Origin of the sequence: Aliivibrio sp. S10_S31 (genome assembly GCF_014694495.1) — a bacterium.
Lineage (GTDB): Bacteria > Pseudomonadota > Gammaproteobacteria > Enterobacterales > Vibrionaceae > Aliivibrio > Aliivibrio fischeri.
On record NZ_JAAUWR010000015.1, the window covers coordinates 26,020 to 46,435 of the forward strand.

21 protein-coding genes are annotated in these 20,416 nt (G+C 38.8%); 9 read left to right on the forward strand and 12 right to left on the reverse strand.

Going from position 1 to position 20,416, the window contains the following annotated elements:
• The first annotated feature begins 92 nt into the window (after nucleotides 1-92).
• The gene (locus HC728_RS13525; protein ID WP_005419636.1) at nucleotides 93-479 is read left to right on the forward strand and encodes a transporter; all 387 of its coding nucleotides are present in this window, start codon (nucleotides 93-95) and stop codon (nucleotides 477-479) included.
• A gap of 30 nt (nucleotides 480-509) precedes the next feature.
• Here the strand turns inward: HC728_RS13525 and HC728_RS13530 are convergent, their stop codons facing one another.
• Complete coding sequence (locus HC728_RS13530) at nucleotides 510-893, reverse strand: hypothetical protein (protein ID WP_011262076.1); 384 nt, start codon at nucleotides 891-893, stop codon at nucleotides 510-512.
• A gap of 223 nt (nucleotides 894-1,116) precedes the next feature.
• On the opposite strand from HC728_RS13530, the gene miaE reads away from it, so the two are divergent.
• On the forward strand, nucleotides 1,117-1,875 hold the full coding sequence (gene miaE / locus HC728_RS13535; protein ID WP_012533909.1) for a tRNA isopentenyl-2-thiomethyl-A-37 hydroxylase MiaE: 759 nt from the start codon (nucleotides 1,117-1,119) through the stop codon (nucleotides 1,873-1,875).
• Nucleotides 1,876-1,938: 63 nt separating this feature from the next.
• Here miaE and HC728_RS13540 read toward each other — a convergent pair whose 3' ends face one another.
• Complete coding sequence (locus HC728_RS13540; protein WP_026029322.1) at nucleotides 1,939-2,703, reverse strand: hypothetical protein; 765 nt, start codon at nucleotides 2,701-2,703, stop codon at nucleotides 1,939-1,941.
• Nucleotides 2,704-2,985: 282 nt separating this feature from the next.
• On the opposite strand from HC728_RS13540, the gene cysB reads away from it, so the two are divergent.
• Complete coding sequence (gene cysB / locus HC728_RS13545) at nucleotides 2,986-3,960, forward strand: HTH-type transcriptional regulator CysB (RefSeq protein WP_005419628.1); 975 nt, start codon at nucleotides 2,986-2,988, stop codon at nucleotides 3,958-3,960.
• Between the two features lie 32 nt (nucleotides 3,961-3,992).
• Nucleotides 3,993-5,186, forward strand: coding sequence for a methyltransferase (locus tag HC728_RS13550; RefSeq protein ID WP_190395636.1), 1,194 nt, complete (start codon nucleotides 3,993-3,995; stop codon nucleotides 5,184-5,186).
• 63 nt (nucleotides 5,187-5,249) lie between these two features.
• Here the strand turns inward: HC728_RS13550 and HC728_RS13555 are convergent, their stop codons facing one another.
• Nucleotides 5,250-6,440, reverse strand: coding sequence for an amino acid aminotransferase (locus HC728_RS13555; RefSeq protein WP_190395637.1), 1,191 nt, complete (start codon nucleotides 6,438-6,440; stop codon nucleotides 5,250-5,252).
• Between the two features lie 188 nt (nucleotides 6,441-6,628).
• Nucleotides 6,629-7,804 (reverse strand): formate-dependent phosphoribosylglycinamide formyltransferase, encoded by a 1,176-nt coding sequence (gene purT, locus HC728_RS13560; RefSeq protein WP_005419616.1) that lies wholly within the window; start codon nucleotides 7,802-7,804, stop codon nucleotides 6,629-6,631.
• A gap of 216 nt (nucleotides 7,805-8,020) precedes the next feature.
• On the opposite strand from purT, the gene HC728_RS13565 reads away from it, so the two are divergent.
• Nucleotides 8,021-9,184 (forward strand): amidase family protein, encoded by a 1,164-nt coding sequence (locus tag HC728_RS13565; RefSeq protein WP_190395638.1) that lies wholly within the window; start codon nucleotides 8,021-8,023, stop codon nucleotides 9,182-9,184.
• Between the two features lie 78 nt (nucleotides 9,185-9,262).
• On the opposite strand, the gene cdd is transcribed toward HC728_RS13565, so the two are convergent.
• The 4 genes from cdd to sbcB form a co-directional block, all read right to left on the reverse strand.
• Nucleotides 9,263-10,156 (reverse strand): cytidine deaminase, encoded by an 894-nt coding sequence (cdd, locus tag HC728_RS13570; RefSeq protein WP_190395639.1) that lies wholly within the window; start codon nucleotides 10,154-10,156, stop codon nucleotides 9,263-9,265.
• Between the two features lie 151 nt (nucleotides 10,157-10,307).
• A complete protein-coding gene (locus HC728_RS13575; protein ID WP_065595923.1) occupies nucleotides 10,308-10,982 on the reverse strand; it encodes a CidB/LrgB family autolysis modulator in 675 nt (224 codons plus the stop codon).
• Nucleotides 10,982-11,332: a CidA/LrgA family protein gene (locus tag HC728_RS13580; protein ID WP_005419612.1), complete on the reverse strand. Its 351-nt coding sequence runs from the start codon at nucleotides 11,330-11,332 to the stop codon at nucleotides 10,982-10,984. The genes HC728_RS13575 and HC728_RS13580 overlap by 1 nt, the downstream gene beginning before the upstream one ends.
• A complete protein-coding gene (gene sbcB, locus HC728_RS13585; RefSeq protein WP_190395640.1) occupies nucleotides 11,329-12,753 on the reverse strand; it encodes an exodeoxyribonuclease I in 1,425 nt (474 codons plus the stop codon). Before sbcB ends, HC728_RS13580 begins: the two co-directional genes overlap by 4 nt.
• 488 nt (nucleotides 12,754-13,241) lie before the next feature.
• Between sbcB and HC728_RS13590 the strand changes: the two genes are divergently transcribed.
• From HC728_RS13590 to aqpZ, 3 genes are all read left to right on the forward strand, one after another.
• Nucleotides 13,242-13,892, forward strand: coding sequence for a hypothetical protein (locus HC728_RS13590; RefSeq protein WP_065598037.1), 651 nt, complete (start codon nucleotides 13,242-13,244; stop codon nucleotides 13,890-13,892).
• Nucleotides 13,885-14,643, forward strand: a complete 759-nt coding sequence (locus HC728_RS13595) for a DUF3307 domain-containing protein (protein ID WP_065603969.1) — start codon at nucleotides 13,885-13,887, stop codon at nucleotides 14,641-14,643. The genes HC728_RS13590 and HC728_RS13595 overlap by 8 nt, the downstream gene beginning before the upstream one ends.
• 356 nt (nucleotides 14,644-14,999) lie before the next feature.
• Nucleotides 15,000-15,686, forward strand: a complete 687-nt coding sequence (aqpZ, locus tag HC728_RS13600) for an aquaporin Z (RefSeq protein ID WP_065598035.1) — start codon at nucleotides 15,000-15,002, stop codon at nucleotides 15,684-15,686.
• Between the two features lie 63 nt (nucleotides 15,687-15,749).
• Here the strand turns inward: aqpZ and HC728_RS13605 are convergent, their stop codons facing one another.
• The 3 genes from HC728_RS13605 to HC728_RS13615 all read right to left on the reverse strand — a co-directional run bounded on the left by HC728_RS13605 (nucleotide 15,750) and on the right by HC728_RS13615 (nucleotide 18,885).
• Nucleotides 15,750-15,920 carry a hypothetical protein gene (locus HC728_RS13605; protein ID WP_011262064.1) on the reverse strand — a complete coding sequence of 57 codons (171 nt, stop codon included), beginning with the start codon at nucleotides 15,918-15,920 and terminating at the stop codon, nucleotides 15,750-15,752.
• Between the two features lie 136 nt (nucleotides 15,921-16,056).
• The gene (locus HC728_RS13610) at nucleotides 16,057-17,043 is read right to left on the reverse strand and encodes a J domain-containing protein (RefSeq protein WP_065623606.1); all 987 of its coding nucleotides are present in this window, start codon (nucleotides 17,041-17,043) and stop codon (nucleotides 16,057-16,059) included.
• Between the two features lie 162 nt (nucleotides 17,044-17,205).
• Nucleotides 17,206-18,885 (reverse strand): amidohydrolase, encoded by a 1,680-nt coding sequence (locus tag HC728_RS13615; RefSeq protein ID WP_190395641.1) that lies wholly within the window; start codon nucleotides 18,883-18,885, stop codon nucleotides 17,206-17,208.
• 129 nt (nucleotides 18,886-19,014) lie between these two features.
• On the opposite strand from HC728_RS13615, the gene HC728_RS13620 reads away from it, so the two are divergent.
• Nucleotides 19,015-19,914: a LysR family transcriptional regulator gene (locus HC728_RS13620; protein WP_190395642.1), complete on the forward strand. Its 900-nt coding sequence runs from the start codon at nucleotides 19,015-19,017 to the stop codon at nucleotides 19,912-19,914.
• Here HC728_RS13620 and HC728_RS13625 read toward each other — a convergent pair.
• On the reverse strand, nucleotides 19,865-20,416 hold the full coding sequence (locus HC728_RS13625) for a CIA30 family protein (RefSeq protein WP_190395643.1): 552 nt from the start codon (nucleotides 20,414-20,416) through the stop codon (nucleotides 19,865-19,867). The two genes, HC728_RS13620 and HC728_RS13625, sit on opposite strands and share 50 nt — an antisense overlap.

Below are 20,416 nucleotides of genomic sequence, written 5' to 3' on the forward strand. Positions count from 1 at the left end.
AACAATATTCGGGATACTAATAATTAGAAACAAAAAATAATGCTTTTCAATAGGATGTTGAAAGTAGATGTTGGAATATATCGAGGCAATTCATGAGCAATAAAATAGAGTTTGATTACAGCTCGTTTCTTGTAAATTCAAGTAAGCAAAAGTGGACGTTTTCGCAAGCGTTAAAGAGTATCATTCCGACATTCGGAACGGTATGGAATGCTTCTGTTCATGATGCAAGACCATTGTCAGAAAGACTCCAAGCTGAAGCGCTTCAAGTGCTTTCTTCTCATATTAATGACGAATCAAATATTATTCGTTTAATTCGCCTAGCGCGTATTGAAGGGATCACCGATCTAGAAATTAAACTGCCTTATACTTTGGATGAAGAGCAGATTAATTATATTCTCGAAAACACTTTCACAGACATTTCTCAATCAACTGATGATTTTGATTTACTCCATGTCCACCTAAATGAGAAAACACAGTAGTTGTTAATTTACAGCTATGCTCACCTATATTTAATGCAATACGGTTAATTTTCTGTTCAGGGTTAGCCATTGTGAATCGGAAAAATAAAAACAATTAGCATTAGAAATAATGGCACTGGCTGTGCCTAATTGTTTTGCTTTTTCGATCGTTTCACTTTCCGTTAAACGATGAGATTCTTTTAAACGTACGAATTTACTTAGTTCAATACCATGCTTTAGAAGCGATTCACTACTTGGCATTGCTGTATTTGCAGTAATGAAAATCCATTTATTTTGTTTAGACAAGCTTTTTAAAATTTGAATAAACTGGCTCTCACACTGTGCATTTACTTGGCTAGCAGCGCTAGAAATGCGTTGAGAGATAGAATAATTAAATGAGTTTGAGTAAGTAGTAAGAGCCATTGCTGTGTTCATAATAAAATACCTGTTCATCCATACAGTGTGTATTTATACAGTACTTTTAAATCGGTTAATGATCAAGCTATTTTTGCTTGTTTATTGAGATCTTAAACGCAATTAAAGCAGCTTTGATTTTAAGTTATTGAAAGAAAAGGACTGTTGATTTTTACCTTACGTAATGAATTTATATGGTGAGGTTTGGTATACTGGCGATAAGAACTTTTAATGGTTAAAAACTATGTACGACAAATCTTTATTAGACCCAATTTATTCTTTTCTGCAGTGTGAAACGCCTGACGAATGGATAGAAGAAGCAAAAAAGCCTGAAAACTTATCGGTTATTTTGCGTGACCACTTAATGTGTGAATTAAAAGCAGCACAGAGTGCAATGTATTTAATACGCAAATACGCTGTTGATGCTGAAGGAGCAAAGGCGTTATTGGATTGGTTTAAACCGTATGAAGAATTTGCCTATAAACACGTAGGGTCATTAGAGACGCTAAAGGGTAAAAGTAACATCTCTAAAAAGATCACTGCACGTGCTGATTCACCTTATAGCCAAGATCTGATTGATAAAATGGTGTTATTGATAAAAGAAGAGCTTCATCATTTTTATCAAGTATTAGAAATCATGGATCAGCGTGGTGTGCCTTATCAAAATATTAGAGCAGGGCGCTATGCAAAAGGATTATTTACGAGAGTGATTACCCATGAGCCGTGTACCTTAATTGATAAGCTGATCATTGGTGCTTTTATTGAGGCCCGTTCTTGTGAGCGTTTTGCTAAGTTAGCTCCGTTTTTAGATGATGATTTGGCTAAGTTCTACATTTCATTACTTCGATCTGAATCTCGTCATTACCAAGATTATTTAGCACTGGCACAGCAGGTTGCTGGTGGGAATGTGGATGAGCGTGTTGCATTCTTTGCTCAGGTTGAAGCGGATTTGATATTAACACCAGACAGTGATTTTAAATTCCACAGTGGTGTTCCAGCTTAAGTGATATTAAGACAGACATAAAAAAAGATCGCATAATGCGATCTTTTTTTTGGTAGGTATTGGTTACCATTTTTTCTTTGGCTGGAAAAGAACATCGATATCGTCGTCTTTATTCTTATCCAATTGATCTTGTAATTCTTGGTCTTGTTTCTTCTTAGTCTTATTATTTAATTCATCAAGCATTTCTTGTAAACGAGTGCGAGCCTTGTTTGAGTAGCCATCGTTTTTGCTTGAAAGAGCATCAATACCTTTCTTAAGTAATTGACGAGCTGTACCAGCTTGGCCACGCTGTGTTGCTTCTTTAGCACGTTTAACTACGTTTTCGATATTGATACGAACTTGAATAGACTCAAGGCGAGCGTTTTCAGCCACAAATACTTGTGTATTAACACGTCCTTTACGGTGTTCAGCACGAAGCGTATCACGAAGGCGTTTAACAAGTTTTAACATTACAATCGCTTGTTTATCGTTACTTGGCACTTTAAAGTTAGTGCTATCGCCACCTGTGTATTCTGTTTTTAATTGCTGAAGCTGCTGCTCCATATTTTCAATACGACCTGGGTATGAGCGATCATGTGGTTCAAGCTCTGAAATGGCTCTTAAAGCATCAAGAATACGTTGGTTTAAACAAACGAGTAATTCTTTACTGTATGGTAGGTGATGCGCATTACTGATTAATTCTTCGGTAGAATCAATGATAACCATATGCTTTGCAGATTCTTGTTTTTTGGCAGATTCAATCTTTGTTCTATATTGAACAATGATGTTGTAGCCAATAATCAATGTAAGCAGAATCCCAAAAAGACCAATAATTAGAGCAATATTCATATTTTTATCATACATCCAGTAGTAATATTTTCCAGTGTAACACCTTGTAAACTAAATGAATAGCAGGTGATTAACTCCAATAGCTATTTTAGCGTATAGGGGAGTTATATACGGGTTGTCATTAAGATATATCGACACCTGTTCACATTTCTTTAATGTATTTGTCTGTAATATGTTCGAAATATAATTAATAAACATAACACTTTGAAAATAGGTAGGAATAGGTATATAACTGTATCGTATAAGTAGAATTTAATGTAAAGGATTACAGGAAATCATAAAATGAAATTACAGCAATTAAAGTACATTGTTGAAGTTGTGAACCACAGTCTGAATGTATCATCGACTGCTGAGTCGCTATACACCTCACAACCAGGCATTAGTAAACAAGTCCGATTATTAGAAGATGAACTTGGTGTTCAGATCTTTGAGCGCAGTGGTAAACATTTAACAAGAGTAACCCCATCAGGTGAAGAGATCGTTAAAATCTCACGTGAAATTTTATCTCGAGTTGAGAGTATTAAATCGGTTGCTGGTGAGCATACGCACCCAGAAAAAGGAACTTTAAATATTACTACTACGCATACCCAAGCTCGTTATGCGTTACCGGATGTAATTAAAGGCTTTAAGAATCGATATCCAGCGGTTTCATTGCATATGCATCAAGGCACACCAAGCCAGATGTCCGATGCAATAGCCAAAGGTACGGCTGATTTTGCTATAGCAACGGAAGCTCTTCATTTATATCAAGATGCGATCATGCTTCCTTGTTATCATTGGAACCGTTCTATTGTGGTCACAAAAGATCATCCATTAGCACAACTACAGCAAGTGACGATTGAAGATCTTGCCGCTTTTGAATTAGTTACTTACGTATTTGGCTTTACGGGTCGTTCAGCCTTGGATAGTGCCTTTAATAAAGCGGGTCTAAAGCCGAAAATTGTCTTTACAGCAACCGATGCAGATGTCATTAAGACCTATGTTCGCTTAGGAATTGGTGTTGGTGTAATAGCAAGCATGGCAATGGATGAAGAGCGAGACTCTGATCTTGTAGCCATTGATGCAAGCCATATTTTCGATGCGAGTACCACAACCATTGGCTTTAAGCGTGGTTCATTCTTAAAAAGCTACATGTTTGATTTTATGGAACGCTTTGCACCGCATTTAACACGTCCAATTGTTGAGCAAGCAACGATGCTGAAAAATAATCATGAAATTGAAGAGATGTTTAAAGACATAAACCTTCCTGTCCGTTAAGATCGCCCTGATATTATTTTCAGGGGCATATAATGCATTCTCAGCAGTTTTTAAATATAGACCGTTTGTTATCGCAGACGGTCTTTTTTTGGCAATTTTCTGCTTTTCATAGTTCAGATTATCCATGGCGCACCACGCATGAAAATTTAAGCCATTGGCTTGATGGATTAACTCTGGCAGAGGTGCAGGAATTAAAGCGAGCCCCTGAAAAACTAACGCAAGCACTCTCAGTTTTTATTCCAGAAGTTAATGACCTTTATGCATTAAGTCAGCTTGAGCAACTGCAAGCGGATCCGCTAGTGATGCCAAAGGGATTGGATTCAGGAATTAACGGTCGTAAGTGGCAACAAATTACCAATCTAAGTGCGTTGGGTATTCAATACTCACAACCCAAAGGTCAATGGCTAGAGTGGTGTGGTGGTAAAGGATATTTAGGTCGAGTCCTTAATGTGGTATCGGGTAAACCAGTCACCACATTAGAGTGGCAAGATGCTTTATGCCATAGCGGTCAAGAATACGCTGATAAACACCAATTAAACATGACGTTTATTCAAGGCGATGCGTTGGCAACAAGTGCATCTGAACTGATTAAAGCTAACCAACATGCAATCGCCTTGCATGCGTGTGGTGATCTTCATGTAAGTTTAATTCAAAAGGGCATCGATAAGTCGATAGATGCCGTTACTTTATCTCCTTGCTGTTTTCATTTAACTCAGTCATCGGTTTATGAAGGACTGTCTGCATTATCAAAACAAGCGCAGATCCGTTTATCTAAAGATGATTTGCGATTGCCACTGCAAGAGACAGTAACCGCTGGGAAACGCACACAACATCATCGAGAGCAGGAAATGCAATATCGATTAGGGTTTAATGCCTTGCAGCAGTGTGTTACTGGCAATGATCATTATGTCCCTGTACCAAGCATTAAAAAATCATTATTAAGTGATGGCTTTGACGCTTTTTGTCGATGGGCTAGTGAGCATAAAAAGCTGCAATTACCAGATGATGTTGATTTCTCTCACTGGTTAAACAAAGGAAAAGAAGCCTTTGTAGTGATGGAAAAGTGCGATTTAGTGCAGCAAGTATTTAAACGTCCATTGGAAGTGTGGTTATGTTTGGATCGTGTCTTATTATTAGAAGAGGCAGGCTATAACGTTCGTATCGGGGAGTTTTGTTTAAAAGAAGATACCCCAAGGAACATTGTCATTCAGGCTAAGAAAGTGTGAAACTGGCAAAAAAAAGGCGCTAATTAAAGCGCCTTTTCTATATCTTACAATTACTTCTGATTCTTAAAGAACCGCAGCAATACCTTTACATAGAGGAAGCATGTTGTCTTTTGTCATACCTGCAACACTGATACGGCCAGAACCAACGATGTAAATTGCGAATTCTTCTTTCAGGCGGTTTACTTGCTCTTTAGAAAGACCAGAGAAAGAGAACATACCGTTTTGACGTTCAATAAAGCTAAAGTCAGCATCCACACCTTGCTCTTTTAGTGTTGTAACGAACAAAGTACGCATCTCTTGAATACGGTCACGCATCTCAGCGACTTCTTGTTCCCATTCTGCACGTAGCGCATCGTCATTAAGAATATGCGTAACAACAGCAGCACCGTGAGCTGGTGGGTTAGAGTAGATAGAACGGATGATAGCTTTAACTTGAGAGAATGCATCCGCAGCAACCGTTGCGTCTTTAGCAACAAGAGTAAATGCACCAACACGCTCGTTATACAAACCAAAGTTCTTAGAGAATGAACTTGCTACAAGTAGCTCTGGGCAGTATTGAGCAAAAGTACGTAAACCAGCCGCATCTTCTTCAACACCTTTTGCAAAACCTTGGTATGCAAAGTCAAATAATGGCAGTAGACCTTTATTTGCACACAGCTTAGCTAGCTCTTCCCACTCATCAGCAGTTGGATCGATACCAGTAGGGTTATGACAACAACCGTGTAGAAGAACCACATCACCAGCTTCCGCTTGTTGTAAATCCGTTAGCATTGCAGCGAAGTCTTTAGATTTTGTTTCTGCGTTGTAGTAAGTGTATTGCGCTGTTTCAATACCAGCAGCAGTAAATACACCAATGTGGTTTGCCCATGTAGGGTTGCTGATCCAAATTTTCACATCGCCAAGTTGACGTTTGATGAATTCACCAGCTACACGTAGCGCACCAGTACCACCTGGAGCTTGAGCTGTTTGTGCACGTTTTTCAGTGATTACTTGTGCATCTGCGCCAAACAGTAGCTTTTGTACTGCAAGGCCGTATTCTGCGGTACCTTGAATGGTTAGGTATGACTTTGTTTTTTCTGTATCAAGCAATACTGCTTCTGCTTTTTTAACTGTGGTTAAAACTGGAGTTTGACCCGCTTCGTTTTTGTAAATACCAACACCAAGGTTGATTTTTTCAGCACGAGGGTCATTTTTAAATTCATCTGTTAAGCCAAGAATAGGGTCAGCAGGAGCGGCAGCGATTTTTTCAAACATAGTCATCATCCATGGTGTAAGTAAAATAAAAGAGTTAGCTTATTTATACCTGTTAATCCTGTAAGTTTGCAACGGTTAGGTAACGAAAAAAGCAAATTAAATGGATTTAGCAGTAAAAAAAGAATAAGAAGGTTAAAAAGGTACAACAGAACGGTATTTGAAACCATTCTGTTATACATATTTGTAACTTAATAGATCACTTGAACTTTATTTGAAGCCGTTACTGCATCCTCAATAGCGGTTTCTAAATTATCACGACGTGTAATCGCAACACCTAAACGTCGACGTCCATCAATCTCTGGTTTACCGAATAATTTGATTTGAGTTTGAGGCTGTGAAAGTGCGTCTGTTAAGCCATCAAAACGAATATTAGTTGAAGTGCCTTGACCTAAAATTACTGACGATGCCGAAGGACCGTATTGCGTAATTTGATTAATTGGCATTCCAGTAAAGGCACGAACATGAAGGGCAAATTCAGACATCTCTTGAGAAATAAGTGTCACAAGACCTGTGTCGTGTGGGCGAGGGGAAACTTCATTGAAGTAAATTCTATCGCCTTTAATGAAAAGCTCTACACCAAATAAGCCATAACCACCAAGCGCGTTTACCACTTTCTCTGCCGCATTTTGTGCTTGTTTTAATGCAGCTTCAGTCATCACTTGTGGCTGCCATGATTCACGGTAGTCCCCATCTTCTTGACGATGACCAATTGGCGCACAGAAATGAACACCATCAACAGCACGAACGGTTAATAATGAAATCTCATAATCAAAATCCACAAACCCTTCAACAATGACTCGTCCAGCACCAGAGCGGCCACCATCTTGCGCATAATCCCAAGAAGTACGAATGTCTGCTTCTGTTTTGATAACACTCTGACCTTTACCAGAAGAGCTCATTACCGGTTTAATAACACAAGGCATACCGACAAATTTCACAGCTTCAACAAGTTCTTCATAGCTATCAACAAAGCGATAAGGAGACGTCGGCAGTTGTAATTCTTCAGCGGCTAAACGGCGAATACCTTCACGGTTCATGGTTAATTTTGTCGCGTTAGCCGTTGGAACAACATTAAGGCCTTGTTTCTCTAGTTCAACTAACTTATCCGTTGCAATCGCTTCGATCTCAGGAACTACAAAATCAGGTTGTTCTTTATTAATGACTTCTTCTAAGGCGTTGGCATCAAGCATATCAATCGCGTAACTGCGGTGAGCCACTTGCATTGCCGGAGCATTAAGGTAGCGATCAACCGCAATCACTTCAAAACCAAGACGCTGACATTCAATAGCCACTTCTTTACCTAGTTCACCAGAACCAAGTAATAATACTTTTGTTGCAGAAGAAGACAGAGCTGTACCAAACATATGAAATTCTCATGTAATAAAGAAAGATGGCGCTATCATACTAAAATTAATTAAATACGCAAACGTTTGCTATTTATTCCTTATAAATAGAATGGAATTAAAAATGTAAACTGGATCACGTAACTGATAGTTTTCTTGATAATGAGAATAAGTGAAATTGTATTCATTTATGTGACTGGTATGCTGCATTTTTGAAATTAAACAGTACGCTGAGTTATGGATGAGCAAACCATGTATGTCTCTCATGAAGTTGAGTCACAACAATGGGCGTTTTATGGCCTTTTAGAAAATAAAAAATTTGTCGTAAGTGATTGCATTGATATAAAAAATACGCCGAATGGCCAAGGTAATCCAACGTGGTTATTAGAGCAAAGAAAAGCGAGAGAGAACGCTCCTGCCGTTGATCTTATATTAAAAAAAGGAGCTATATTTGTCGGTAAAACTCAAATGGACGAATTTGGGTTTGGTCTACATGGACACAATCCACACTATGCACCAATACCAAATAAAAACAGCGAAGGACGCTTTATTGGCGGCTCATCGAGTGGTACTGTCGCAGCCGTGGTTAATGGTGATGCAGATATTGGTTTAGGCATTGATTTTGGTGGTGGGATTCGTGTTCCTGCTTTATATGCCGGTTTATATGGTTTTAAAGCATCAGCCAGTGCAGTAAACATGCAAGGTATCGATTGTATTGCAAAAGAAGATACTTCATTGGGGTGGGTGGCAAAAAATTTATCAGATATACGAAAAGTAGCAACCGTGCTTACGCCTATGTCTCCATTAGTGACAGTGGAACGTATTGTTGTGCTTGATAGTTTATTTACTGATATTCCAGAAGAAGCCAAAACAAAGTTAGAGACATTAATTGCTTCTTCACCTTATGAAATAGTACGTAGTAAATCGATCAGTAAAATTATCACCACTAAGGCAGCAGAGAGCTTCAAAGTGCTTTCAGCAACGCGAGGTTTGCGTAATTTAGAACTGTGGTATGAAAAGAACAAAGCGGCAGTAGGTAATGAAATAAGGATGCAGATGAAGTGGCTTGCGTCTTTAAAATATAAAGATGAAAGGATCGCTTTAGAACAAAGAGAGTTAGTGATTTCTGTTTTAGAATCCATTTTAGATGAAAAAACACTGTTACTTATGCCAACAACAGCCAATATTGCACCGCCCACAACGGCAACGGATGAGCAGTTATACAAATTGAATGCTCAAATTTTAAAATACACTTCGCTAGCAAGCTTGGCGGATTTACCTCAGTTGCATTTACCTTGGTTTACAGTAAATGATTCTCCTTGGGGGATTTCATTAGTTGGGCAAAAAGGAATGGATAGACAACTGATTGATGTGGCTATTCGTTGGAAAGGCAATCAATAGACATTAAAGATGTTAATCAAATAAAAAGGAGGTTAACAAAGCCTCCTTTTAAGTCATCTATAGAATAATTTCTACTTCTTATAAAGACGCGTACTCTAATGTTACATCCGGATTTAGTGCTTCTAATGTGCTTTGTGTAATCGCAAGGTGGCTAATTGCGCCTTTGTGATCTTCAACTAGCGCAGCTGATTTAACCGTTAAGATGTCTTCACGAGACATATTTGCATGAACCAGTGCCACTTGTAGTGGTGGTAAGCTTGGGTTAAATGCCGCATTTTCAGCATACATACCGTAATATACTCCGCCACTTTCCATCTCAAGCGCAATACCACTTAAGTTATGTGAGTAAGGTGCGTGGCTGCGGTTTGCCGCTTCTAATGCTTTACGTAATAGCGGAGAGTCAGTTTCTAACGCTAAGTTGTGTGAAAGAGGAGCAAGTAATCCGCCTTCAATGCCTAAATCTTTAGGACCAAAAGACTCAGGTAAGTATTCTTGCAGTGATTTTTCATTACGTTCAGGAAGTTGAACCATTAAAGAATCAGCGGTGGTTAGTTCATTCATAAATTGACGACAGTGACCACAAGGGCTGAAGTTAATTGTGATGTCAGAAATACCCGTTTCACCTTGGATCCACGCATGGCTAATTGCTGATTGTTCAGCGTGAATAGTTTGGCCAAGTTGAACATCGTTGTATTCCATGTTTGCGCCAAAATAAAGGTTACCAGTCAAACCACGAGCAATCGCACCGACATAAAAATTAGAAATAGGAGCAACAGAGAAAGCAGCAGCAAGAGGTAATAATGCTAAGCGTAATTCTTTATCGCTTAACTCGCTGTCAGCTTGCAGTGATTGAAATTGTTCCTTGCTAATAACACCTTTAAATTCAGCATTGATGATTGGTGTTAATGAAGTACGCAGGGCGTCAGGTAAGTTAGCTAGGGCTTCTTCTAAGCGTTGTTGTAGTCTTGTCATGAGTAGGGTGATCCTTTTAAGTTCTTATAGGATCATTTTAGTGACAATTGAGCTGGAAACATAGATCAAAATCACACTCATTGATGTAAAGTTACATAAATTACATCAATGAGAGAGAAGTCACACCATATTGGTGCTGTTTTGAGCGCGATTATTTCATCATTACCATGAAAGAGTAGATAATCGGTGCAACGAGAGAAGTGATGATCCCACAAATAACTAGGGCTAATGAACTGAATGCTGCATCTTGTGGATTCTCTTCAGCAGCTTGAGCTGTACCCAATGCGTGAGAGACATTACCCATTGTTAGACCACGAGCAAGTGAGCTCTTAATACCTAACATGTTATAAATTGGGTAAGCAAAAATTGCCCCCATCAAACCAGCCAGAAGTACTAAGATTGCTGCGATTGCCGCTTCGCCTTCAAGTTGACTTGAAATAGCCATAGCAATTGGTGTTGTCACTGATTTTGGTAAAATGCTCGCAACCAATTGCATATCGGCTCCCATCCAAACCGCAAGGAACGCACCAGAGATCATTGAGAACAATGAGCCCACGCTACATGCAAGCAAGATGATTTTCCAGTTGGCTCGAATATGAGGTAATTGCTCATACAAAGGATAAGCAAGTGCAACCACGGCAGGTTGTAACAAGTAACTTAGGAAAGCATTATCAGCATAATAGGTTTCGTAAGGTACATGCAGAACCATCAAGATAGGAATAATAATACACACACTCAGCAATAACGGGTTATTCACTGGGTGAGGGAAGCGTTTTGCAAACCAACGAGCAGAGTAAAAAACGATAAGCGTAAGAATGACCCACATTAGCTGTTACCTCTATCAATTTTGTCGATAAAGAGTGCTAAGCAAACCAAGACTAATAATGAACCACCCGCTGTACTCACAATAATTGGAATTGCATTGTTAAGTAGCAAATCAAAATGGGTCATTAAGCCTACCGAAATAGGAATAAACAAAATCAGCATATTGCGCATAAAAAATTGGCAACCTGTGGCTGTCCAATCTGGTTTGCAAATACCGATAACCATAGCGGTGAATAAAATAAGCATTCCAATAATGCTTCCCGGAACAGATATGTTCAACCAAGATTGAATGCCGTTACCAGCAAACAACGAGGCGAAGATCCAAGCGAAAGAATAAAGATATTTAATCATGATATTAATTGTTGTACGTAGTTATACACGGCTTTTAAAATAGCCACTTTTTTGTCATTACCTTCGGACTCAAGGTATAGACTTTCAAAACTCGCTTCATAATCTGGCAAGTGAGTTTGAAAATAGTCTTGAAGGTGAGCGTGCCATCTTAATTGCTCAGCTTCGTTTAATGTGTGCGGGAAGTTACGTGCACGGTATCGGAATAACAGTGGTTTGATACGTGGATCTGTCACGTTTGGTTCAAAGTCAATTAACTGTTCAGGCGTTGATTGACGAATAATATCAATGGTCGCTTTATCAGCATGAGAGAAGAAACCATCGTAAAGAAGCGTATCTACATTAGTTGATTTCTCGTAGTTTGGCTCAATGCTGTACAGCTCAATCAGTTTTTGTCTGATCTCAGGGTTTTCACGTATCACTTTAAGGTTACGTAAACACGCTTCGCGGTCAACATTCAAATTAGCGGCATTTTCAGCAGTCAATGTTTTTGCAGGCGCAAGAACAGGGCACTTATTCAAATGCACTAATTTAACAGGAACAGGAAGCTCATCAGGACCAAGCTCAGAACGTTTGGTGTACATACGCTGATGCAGTTCTTCAACATTCAACTCAAGAAAAACACTTGGATCTAAAGCCAAATCAATAGTAATAACGGCATTGTTATTGGTTGGATGCCAAGCCACAGGCACTATCCAACTGATGTTACCTCTATCTACACCAAACATGCCTGAAACATGCATAAGTGGTGTCATTTCAACTATGTCGATTAATGTCGCTGCTTTCTTCTTGTTACGCATAGAAAGCAAATAGTTAAACATTTTTGGCTGTGCTTGTTTTACTTTTTTAGCCAACTCAATGGTTGCGATAACATCGGCCATGGCATCGTGGGCATTGGTGTGTTCAATGCCATTAGCAACAGACAGGTTTTCCAGTTTAAAACTTGGTCTGCCTTCTTCATCTTTAGGCCAATTAATGCCTTCAGGGCGAAGTGCATAAACCGCACGCATTACATCTAATAGATCCCAACGAGAGTTGCCGTTTTGCCAGCTCCAACCGTAAGGTTCAAAGAAGTTACGATAGAGCGTGTAGCGAGAAACCTCATCATCAAAACGAATGTTGTTATAACCTAAAGAACATGTATTAGGCTGTGATAATTCATGATGAATTTTGGCAATAAATTCTGGCTCAGAAAGCCCTTTATTAACGGCTGTTTGTGGCGTAATACCCGTAATCAAACACGCTTCAGGTGAGGGGAGGTAATCAACCGGAGGACGGCAGTAAATAACTAAAGGCTCACCGATAATATTGAAATCTTCATCAGTGCGGACACCAGCAAATTGGCACGGTCGATCAAGAGAAGGGCTAGTTCCCCATGTTTCATAATCAAAGAAGAAGAAACTAGGTGCATTGTTTTGTGGCATAAGTGATGTCCAATGATAAGCAATACATTGATTATCAGAGATCTATCACACAATCGCAAGGCATTAGGGAGGGAAGGTGAAGAAAAATTAAAAGGGTATTTATTAAGTGGCGATCTTTGCTTAATAATCACCTCAGAGGCGAACCAATACATTCGTTATTTAAAGGTGACTTTAAAGCTTGAGTATTAGAGAGCAGGGCAGTTAAAGGTTTATAAGTGTTATACAGATAGATTGATAGTTTAATACTCTATTTTGAGTTGTCGTGATGCGTAACGCTTATTGAATGTGGGCAAAGTTTTTTCTAGATCTACCAACCCTTAATTATTAGCCAAAAATGGCTAAATCTAAGTTATTAGTTAAAAATGGCTAAATTTGCATTATTGGCTACAAATGATTGAATTTGTATTTTTAGCCAAAAACGGCTAAATTTAATTTATTAGCCAAAAATGGCTAAATCTACATTTTTATGTAAAGAGAGGAGTTTTAATGTGGAGCATATTTATAAGCCTATCGCAGTGATCAGCGGCGATATTGTCAATTCAACTAAGTTAACCTCTGAGCAATTTGAACAATTACTTAATCGAATCAAAGAGATCCAGAAATGGATTACTGAAGGGAATTCATCAAATGTACATAGTATTGAGCGTGGTGATGAGTTTCAGTCTGTAGTACATGATATTGAAAGCGCCCTGAGATACACCATTATTTATCGGCTTGGTATTAAGGCTCTTGGTAATGAGTTTGATAGCCGCATTAGTTTTGCTATTGCCTCTAATGCCGATTTACGCGAGTCGGTGTCTGAGTCAATGGGTGAAGCATTTGTTCTTTCTGGTCGAGGGTTAAAAACCTTGAAAAACGCTAGGTTACTTTTTAATTCTGACAGCTCCGAACTCGCAGAGTACTTTGACTTACTCTTTAAATATCTTGATAGACAACTCACCGAATTAACTTCGCGCCAATGTGAAGTGATTCTTCCTATGCTTCAAACTAATGAAGGTTTGCTGGTTGGTGAGCTAGCAGAAAAGCTTAATGTTGCGACCTCAACTATCAGTAAGTCACTTAAAGCTTCTGGTTGGCCATTAATTAGTGAGCTAAATCGAAAATTTATAAACAAAGTGGTGGGATTGAGGCATGTTTGATTTTTTTGGTATTCTAATACCGTTCTTGCTGATGCATATTATCTGCGATTTCTATCTACAACCAAAGCAATGGGTAGAATCAAAGAAAGAATCCACCTACCGCTCACCTGGGTTATATCTTCATTCTCTATTACACGGCATCGCATTATTAGTTCCTGTATTAATATTAGATATTGATTGGTCTTCAGCAGCTTGCTTGGTAGCTACCGTAGCTATAAGTCATTTTGCTATCGATCTGTGGAAGGTCACAGCACAGAATGGTGATAAATTTTCTTACTTTGTTATTGATCAGGTTTTGCATGTTTTTGTTCTAGCGATCATTGCTTTTTACATGGCAGATGGTCTAACTATTGATACCGTGATACAACATGAGAATTTCTCGAATGGCGTTATGGTGATTTTTGCTTACTTGATAATTCTCAAGCCGACTTCAATTGTTATTGGCAGTATTTTAAGAAAGTATCCAATATTAGGTGGAGAGAGTAATTCTAGTATTAGTGGTCTTGTCGCTGGTGGTGAGTTGATTGGTTATTTAGAACGAGTTTTAATATTGACCTTTACCCTCGTAGGGAGTTATTCAGCGGTGGGTTTTGTATTAGCAGCTAAGTCAATATTTAGATTTGGTGAATTGAATAAATTAAATGATCGAAGCATGACTGAATATGTATTGATTGGTTCAATGTTATCAGTGGTTATCACTACATTGCTCGGAACCTTAGTATCACTTGGTTTAGATGTTAAAATTAAGTGATTAGAAAGAGAGGGTGTAATCAATTTGTGGTAGAGCCAGCGACAATAAACACGTTAAGAAATAAACTGAGATTAATTCTTATAAAAGCTTGGCGAAATCCAAGCTTTTGTTGTTTTTTGGGAATTGATAATAAAAATTAGAAGTATATTTTGCCTAATTTATAAGCAAGTTATTGTAATTTAAGCCTTAGAAGGTGTTTTATCTTTAAAAATTGTGTCTTAAAAATGAAAATTAGAAATAAATTGAAATATTTAAGTGTCTAATTTGTTAACCATCACCTATATTTATTTTCAATGAAACTTGGTTCGTATAAAAAATTAATACTGAAATCAAGACATAACAACATAGGAATAATTATGAATAAATATATGGCAGAGTTTATCGGTACATTTTGGCTTGTACTGGGTGGTTGTGGTAGTGCAGTACTGGCGGCAGCGTTTCCTGATCTAGGTATCGGGTTTGTTGGTGTATCACTGGCGTTTGGTCTAACAGTATTAACCATGGCGTTTGCCATTGGTCACATTTCAGGTTGTCACTTAAACCCTGCAGTATCAGTTGGTTTATGGGTAGGTGGTCGTTTTGATGCTAAAGACTTAGCGCCATACATTGTATCTCAAGTTCTTGGTGGTATTGCAGCAGGTGGTATTTTATACCTAATCGCAAGCGGTCAAGCTGGCTTTGATCTAGCTGGTGGCTTTGCATCAAATGGTTTTGGTGAGCACTCTCCAGGTGGTTACACAATGACAGCTGCGTTAATTACAGAAGTAGTAATGACAGCGATGTTCTTAATTGTGATCATGGGTGCAACAGATAGCCGTGCTCCAGCAGGCTTTGCTCCAATTGCAATTGGCCTGTGTTTAACACTTATTCACCTTATCAGTATCCCTGTAACAAATACATCAGTTAACCCGGCTCGTAGTACAGCAGTAGCGGTTTATGTTGGTGATTGGGCAACATCACAACTTTGGTTGTTCTGGGTTGCTCCGATTGTAGGTGCGGTAATTGGTGCTCTTATCTATAAAGTAATGGCGAAAGAATCATAATAGCTGTTTCATTATAAACACATACAAAAATGCCGATGATTAACGTCATCGGCATTTTTATTTTTACTTCTGGTTCATCTTTTCCATTTCAGCTAAATCATACTGTCTGATATCGATTTTTGCGTAATCGTTGCAGTGTTCACAGGCGTAATATTTTGCACCGTCGCAGTATTGATGTTGCAGAACCATCGCTGGCTTTCTACACCAGTCACAATAACCTTCTAAATTAAACATAAGACTTCTTTCTCTTTATTCTATTAAGATTTATACGTTAAATTATTATTGTTACATTTTGATAACATATAAAAGTGGTGCGAAGTATACCGAACAAGAATGATATGTAAAGTCTAAGTCTCGTATTCCGTGTACGTTATCGTTTAATTGAATTATAAGCCTTATTAATTTCAGCAAGCATCACACCATCTGCACCGTGGTCAGGGTGATGGAGCTGAGCCAGTTTTCGGTATTGCTTTTTAATTTCGCTGCTCTCACTGGCAACAGTTACCCCTAATAATTGATGTGGCGTAAACTGTGAAAGTGGTTTCTTACCATCTAACTCAATGGTTAGTCTTTTAATTGTAGCTTCTTGAGCATCTGCACGGATCTTTAATTTGTCATTACTGTCTTGCAGCTGCTTCATTTTTTCATTTTGTAATGATTTAGCGAAACTGGTTTTAAGTGGATCGTCATTTTTAGTTCGCTTCATGGTTTGTTTAAGACGTAAAACTAAGAAGGCTAACACCACAATCATAATGGCGATTAACAAATAGCTGCCAATGGTAATTAAAGCCGTTGGTTTTTCCATCTGAGTGATGATGATGGTTTTTGGCTCTGGCTCGACAACTTTCGGTTCTTCAGGCTGTTGTGTTGATTTCAGCTGTTCTTCTTTTTGCTGCGCTTTAATTTCTTGAAGTACGCGCTCATAACCAAGCATTGCTTCGCCATGACCATTATGAGACGCAATTTGGTACCACAAAGACGCGTTATATAAATCAACAGAACCAGAAAGGCCGTATTCGTAAATCTCACCTAAATAGAATTGCGAAGGTGGGTGGTTTTGCGTCGCCGCACGAGTAAACCAATAAATGGCTTGTTTAATGTCCTGAGCAACCCCGTAACCATTTTTGTAAATTTGCCCAAGGTTAAATTGCGCAGAGGTAAGGTCTTGCATCGCTGCTTGTTTATACCACTGAATAGAATAATCGATATTCTTAGGACGGTTAGTACCTGATTCGTATTCCATTGCTAATTTTAATTGAGCACGAGCATCACCAGATTCCGCTTTATCTTCAAGAGAATCAGCATGAACGGCGAAACTAAAAAGTAGAACAACAGCAAGTAAAACAGAACGGATCATAAATATAAAATTATTAACAATAAAAAGGCGGCGACAGTGTAGCGAGAGGGGGATAGAAAAGTAAAGATAAAAGGAAAGATAAGAAGAGATGTAACGATGAATTTGCAGATTTACAAAAAAGCAGCCAATCTAAGCTGCTTCTTTGTTGCTTTCTTTTTATATTTATTGGTTTACGTATATGGTTTTTCCATCTTTAATGGTTTCTAAGATTGGAATGTCTTTTATCTTCATAGGGTCAATCTCAAGTAGATTTTCATTTAAAATCACCAAGTCGGCACGTTTCCCAACCTCAATAGAGCCTTTATTTTTCTCTTCAAAGTTTTGATATGCCGCATTAATGGTTATCGCTTCTAACGCTTGATATGGCGTGATTTTATGATGCTCACCTAAGGTTTGATTACTGCGTGTTACACGATTAACCGCACTCCACATATTGGTCATCATGTCAGGAAATAGTACGGGTGCATCCATGTGAATCGTAAACATCAACTCATTTGAATTTGCCCAACCCATAGGCGAGATATTGGATGCACGCCAAGGACCTAACACTGAATCACGATGCCAATCACCCCAGAAGAAGGTGTGAGCTGGGAAGAAAGAAGGGAGCATCTCATTTTTCTTCATGCGTTTTATCTGATCTAAGCGTGTAGTTTGAGCATGAACCACAACCGTTCGACGATCTTCCTTACCATATTTAGCATCTGCAAGTTCTACCGCATTTAATAGAATATCTGCCGACGCATCGCCGTTACTGTGGCTTAGGATCTGAGCATTCATTTGATAAGCAGTATCTAGCCATTGATTCATTTCCTCTTGGGTTAACACTGGGTAGCCGTGGTAATCATAAGCGTGGCTGTGTGGTGGCTCAAAATAGGGAGTAGAAAGGTAAGCGGTTTTACCTTGTGGTGAACCATCGCCAACCATTTTCACCCCTGCGAGTGTTAAACCATTAATGGATGATTTCATCGGCATGACTTTTACCGCTTCTTTTAAATCCACCCATTTTGCATAAGCAAGTAGGTCGATTTTTAATAAATCTTGCTCTGCCATGGTTTTCATCGCATTCAGTGCCGGAAGCGTTGCTAAGCCTTCTTGTGTGGTGGTAATACCATAGCCGGCGTATAAATCCTGAACCTTACCAAAACGGCGGATAGCATCTTCTTGCGTCATTTCAGGAAGGTTTCCTAAAATCGGATAAATCGCAGATTCTTCTAAAACGCCAGTGAGTTCGCCATTATTATCACGACGCAATACGCCACCATCTGGGTTATTGCTTTGTTTAGTGAATCCAATGAAATCTAGCCCTTTGCTGTTACAGGCAGCAAGGTGACCTGAAATATGCATGGCACAGAAAGGGTACTCTTTACTAAAAGAATCAAAAAACTGTTTAGTAGGGTGCTGTTTTTCTTTTAGCTCGGCATCGTCATAACCAAAAGCCACATGAAGGCTGTTGGTATCAAGATTTGGTTGATTAAAGTAGTTGGTCATTATCTGTTTAATGTCATCAAACGAGTTCACCTTTCCCATTGGTGCAGGGTAAAGGAACGGGCTTTCAATTAAAGGTAAATATTGAGCAAAGTGTCCGTGACTGTCGATAAATCCCGGCGCAAGGGTTTTGCCTTTTAAATCTCGGATTTGGGTATTAGCGCCTTTTTGCTTAAGGATCTCTTGGTTATTACCTACCGCCACAATAATGCCATCTTTTATCGCAACGGCTTCAGCGCGATCAGATTCACCCGTCACGGTAATAACGTCACCATTGGTAAAAATTAGGTCAGGAGAAGCTAATACAAAAGGTGAAACAAGAAAGCCTGCTAATAAACTTAATGGGAACGTCTTCATAATGTCCTCTCAAATTTTAAACTATGAACTGAGTAGGATTTTTTCATGGAATGCCAAAACAAAGAAATCGATTATGATAGGGTATACCTAACAAGTTGAGTGGGTATATAACATCGAAGGAGTGATGGAATGCATACATTAGAGCAAGTGAGCGCTTTTGTTGCCGTGTATGAACATGGCTCGTACAGTAGTGCGGCACGAGAGCTTAAAAAATCCCGAACGACAGTGCGTGAACACGTGATGACTTATGAAGATTTATTAGGGTATTCATTGTTTGTGATAGAAGGCAGAAAAGCCATTCCCACAGAGAAAGCCGAGCAGTTGTATCATCGTGCTAAGTTAGTTGAAAAACAAAATCGCTCTTTGTTTGTGCAAAGCCAAGCCTTGTACGATTCTAACGTTCATACCATTACGATTTACTATGATGTGATCACGCCACTCAGTTTAATTACACACATTGAAAAACGTGTGATGGATTATAACTCAGACATCATTATTAATTGGAAGCACCGAACTCGACAAGAAGCGATGGATAAACTCCAAGAAGGTGAGTGCGATATTGCCATTATGCCGTATCGTGGACAGCTATTTGCAGAGAAAGAAGTCACATGGAAAGCGATAAAACCCATCCAAGTTGGCTGTTATGCAAGCGTCAATTCACCTTTGGCATTAATTTATGATTTAAGACTTGAAAATCTGATGCTAGAGACACAATACGTCACCGAGAACTTTGCGACCTTAAAACTGAATTTTGCATCGATTCAGGTTTCCCCCAAAATGCACACCGTTAGTAATAACGATCTATTGTGTGAGTTAGTAAAACAGCATGGATGGACAATTATGCCAAGGCATTACATGACACCATACGTAGAGAGAGGCGAACTTGTCGAGCTGAACTTAAAAGAGCTTGGTCACAATCTTTCTTTTGGTCTTAATGCTTTTTATTGTTATGGAAAACCAGATGCAGAAGTGTTTGGGCTTATTCTCGAGTGGATTGAAGAATGGACTGAGGCGCTGGCGCGTTGTTGAGTGCTTTAAATTGAATTTGAGTCAAACCTAGAGCGAAGGGTGATGTTTGTTTATTCGCAATGAGAAAGCCAACTTGCTTGATATCGTTCGCCACGAGTTCAGGATCGTGATTAAGTAATCGCCCTCTAAAAACCGCTTGAAAATTGTGTAAGTGAAATGTCTTTTTCTGCTGTTTATCTTTAGTGGTGGTAAAATCGTGTTTGTATTGAATACGCTCACCATTTTTCCATGTGGTAAGTCTTAATTGATAGGTATGCCCATCACCCGTAAACATGAGTTCTATTGCGTTTACCTCTTTAGATAGAGATTCAATAGAGCGCTTGATAGAGCTGAAACCACCATTATTATCTAGTGATAATTCACCTTGAAATCGGCATGTATTACCATCGTAATGAAGTTGGCCGATGGAAATACCACCCATTACGTTGTCATTTATCGCTAACCATTTTTGATGCTCGTTGGTCTGTGTAAATTCAATAATTTCAAGATATTGGTCATTCAT

What these genes read in the sequence shown, in the direction of transcription:
- HC728_RS13525 (WP_005419636.1), top strand. Translation starts at nt 93, where the DNA reads ATGAGCAATAAAATAGAGTTTGATTACAGCTCGTTTCTTGTAAATTCA.
- HC728_RS13550 (WP_190395636.1), top strand. Translation starts at nt 3,993, where the DNA reads ATGCATTCTCAGCAGTTTTTAAATATAGACCGTTTGTTATCGCAGACG.
- miaE (WP_012533909.1), top strand. Translation starts at nt 1,117, where the DNA reads ATGTACGACAAATCTTTATTAGACCCAATTTATTCTTTTCTGCAGTGT.
- HC728_RS13530 (WP_011262076.1), bottom strand. Translation starts at nt 893, where the DNA reads ATGAACACAGCAATGGCTCTTACTACTTACTCAAACTCATTTAATTAT.
- HC728_RS13615 (WP_190395641.1), bottom strand. Translation starts at nt 18,885, where the DNA reads ATGAAGACGTTCCCATTAAGTTTATTAGCAGGCTTTCTTGTTTCACCT.
- HC728_RS13610 (WP_065623606.1), bottom strand. Translation starts at nt 17,043, where the DNA reads ATGATCCGTTCTGTTTTACTTGCTGTTGTTCTACTTTTTAGTTTCGCC.
- HC728_RS13620 (WP_190395642.1), top strand. Translation starts at nt 19,015, where the DNA reads ATGCATACATTAGAGCAAGTGAGCGCTTTTGTTGCCGTGTATGAACAT.
- aqpZ (WP_065598035.1), top strand. Translation starts at nt 15,000, where the DNA reads ATGAATAAATATATGGCAGAGTTTATCGGTACATTTTGGCTTGTACTG.
- HC728_RS13575 (WP_065595923.1), bottom strand. Translation starts at nt 10,982, where the DNA reads ATGTGGGTCATTCTTACGCTTATCGTTTTTTACTCTGCTCGTTGGTTT.
- cdd (WP_190395639.1), bottom strand. Translation starts at nt 10,156, where the DNA reads ATGACAAGACTACAACAACGCTTAGAAGAAGCCCTAGCTAACTTACCT.
- HC728_RS13595 (WP_065603969.1), top strand. Translation starts at nt 13,885, where the DNA reads ATGTTTGATTTTTTTGGTATTCTAATACCGTTCTTGCTGATGCATATT.
- HC728_RS13540 (WP_026029322.1), bottom strand. Translation starts at nt 2,703, where the DNA reads ATGAATATTGCTCTAATTATTGGTCTTTTTGGGATTCTGCTTACATTG.
- HC728_RS13565 (WP_190395638.1), top strand. Translation starts at nt 8,021, where the DNA reads ATGGATGAGCAAACCATGTATGTCTCTCATGAAGTTGAGTCACAACAA.
- HC728_RS13580 (WP_005419612.1), bottom strand. Translation starts at nt 11,332, where the DNA reads ATGATTAAATATCTTTATTCTTTCGCTTGGATCTTCGCCTCGTTGTTT.
- HC728_RS13605 (WP_011262064.1), bottom strand. Translation starts at nt 15,920, where the DNA reads ATGTTTAATTTAGAAGGTTATTGTGACTGGTGTAGAAAGCCAGCGATG.
- HC728_RS13555 (WP_190395637.1), bottom strand. Translation starts at nt 6,440, where the DNA reads ATGTTTGAAAAAATCGCTGCCGCTCCTGCTGACCCTATTCTTGGCTTA.
- sbcB (WP_190395640.1), bottom strand. Translation starts at nt 12,753, where the DNA reads ATGCCACAAAACAATGCACCTAGTTTCTTCTTCTTTGATTATGAAACA.
- HC728_RS13625 (WP_190395643.1), bottom strand. Translation starts at nt 20,416, where the DNA reads ATGAATGACCAATATCTTGAAATTATTGAATTTACACAGACCAACGAG.
- purT (WP_005419616.1), bottom strand. Translation starts at nt 7,804, where the DNA reads ATGTTTGGTACAGCTCTGTCTTCTTCTGCAACAAAAGTATTATTACTT.
- cysB (WP_005419628.1), top strand. Translation starts at nt 2,986, where the DNA reads ATGAAATTACAGCAATTAAAGTACATTGTTGAAGTTGTGAACCACAGT.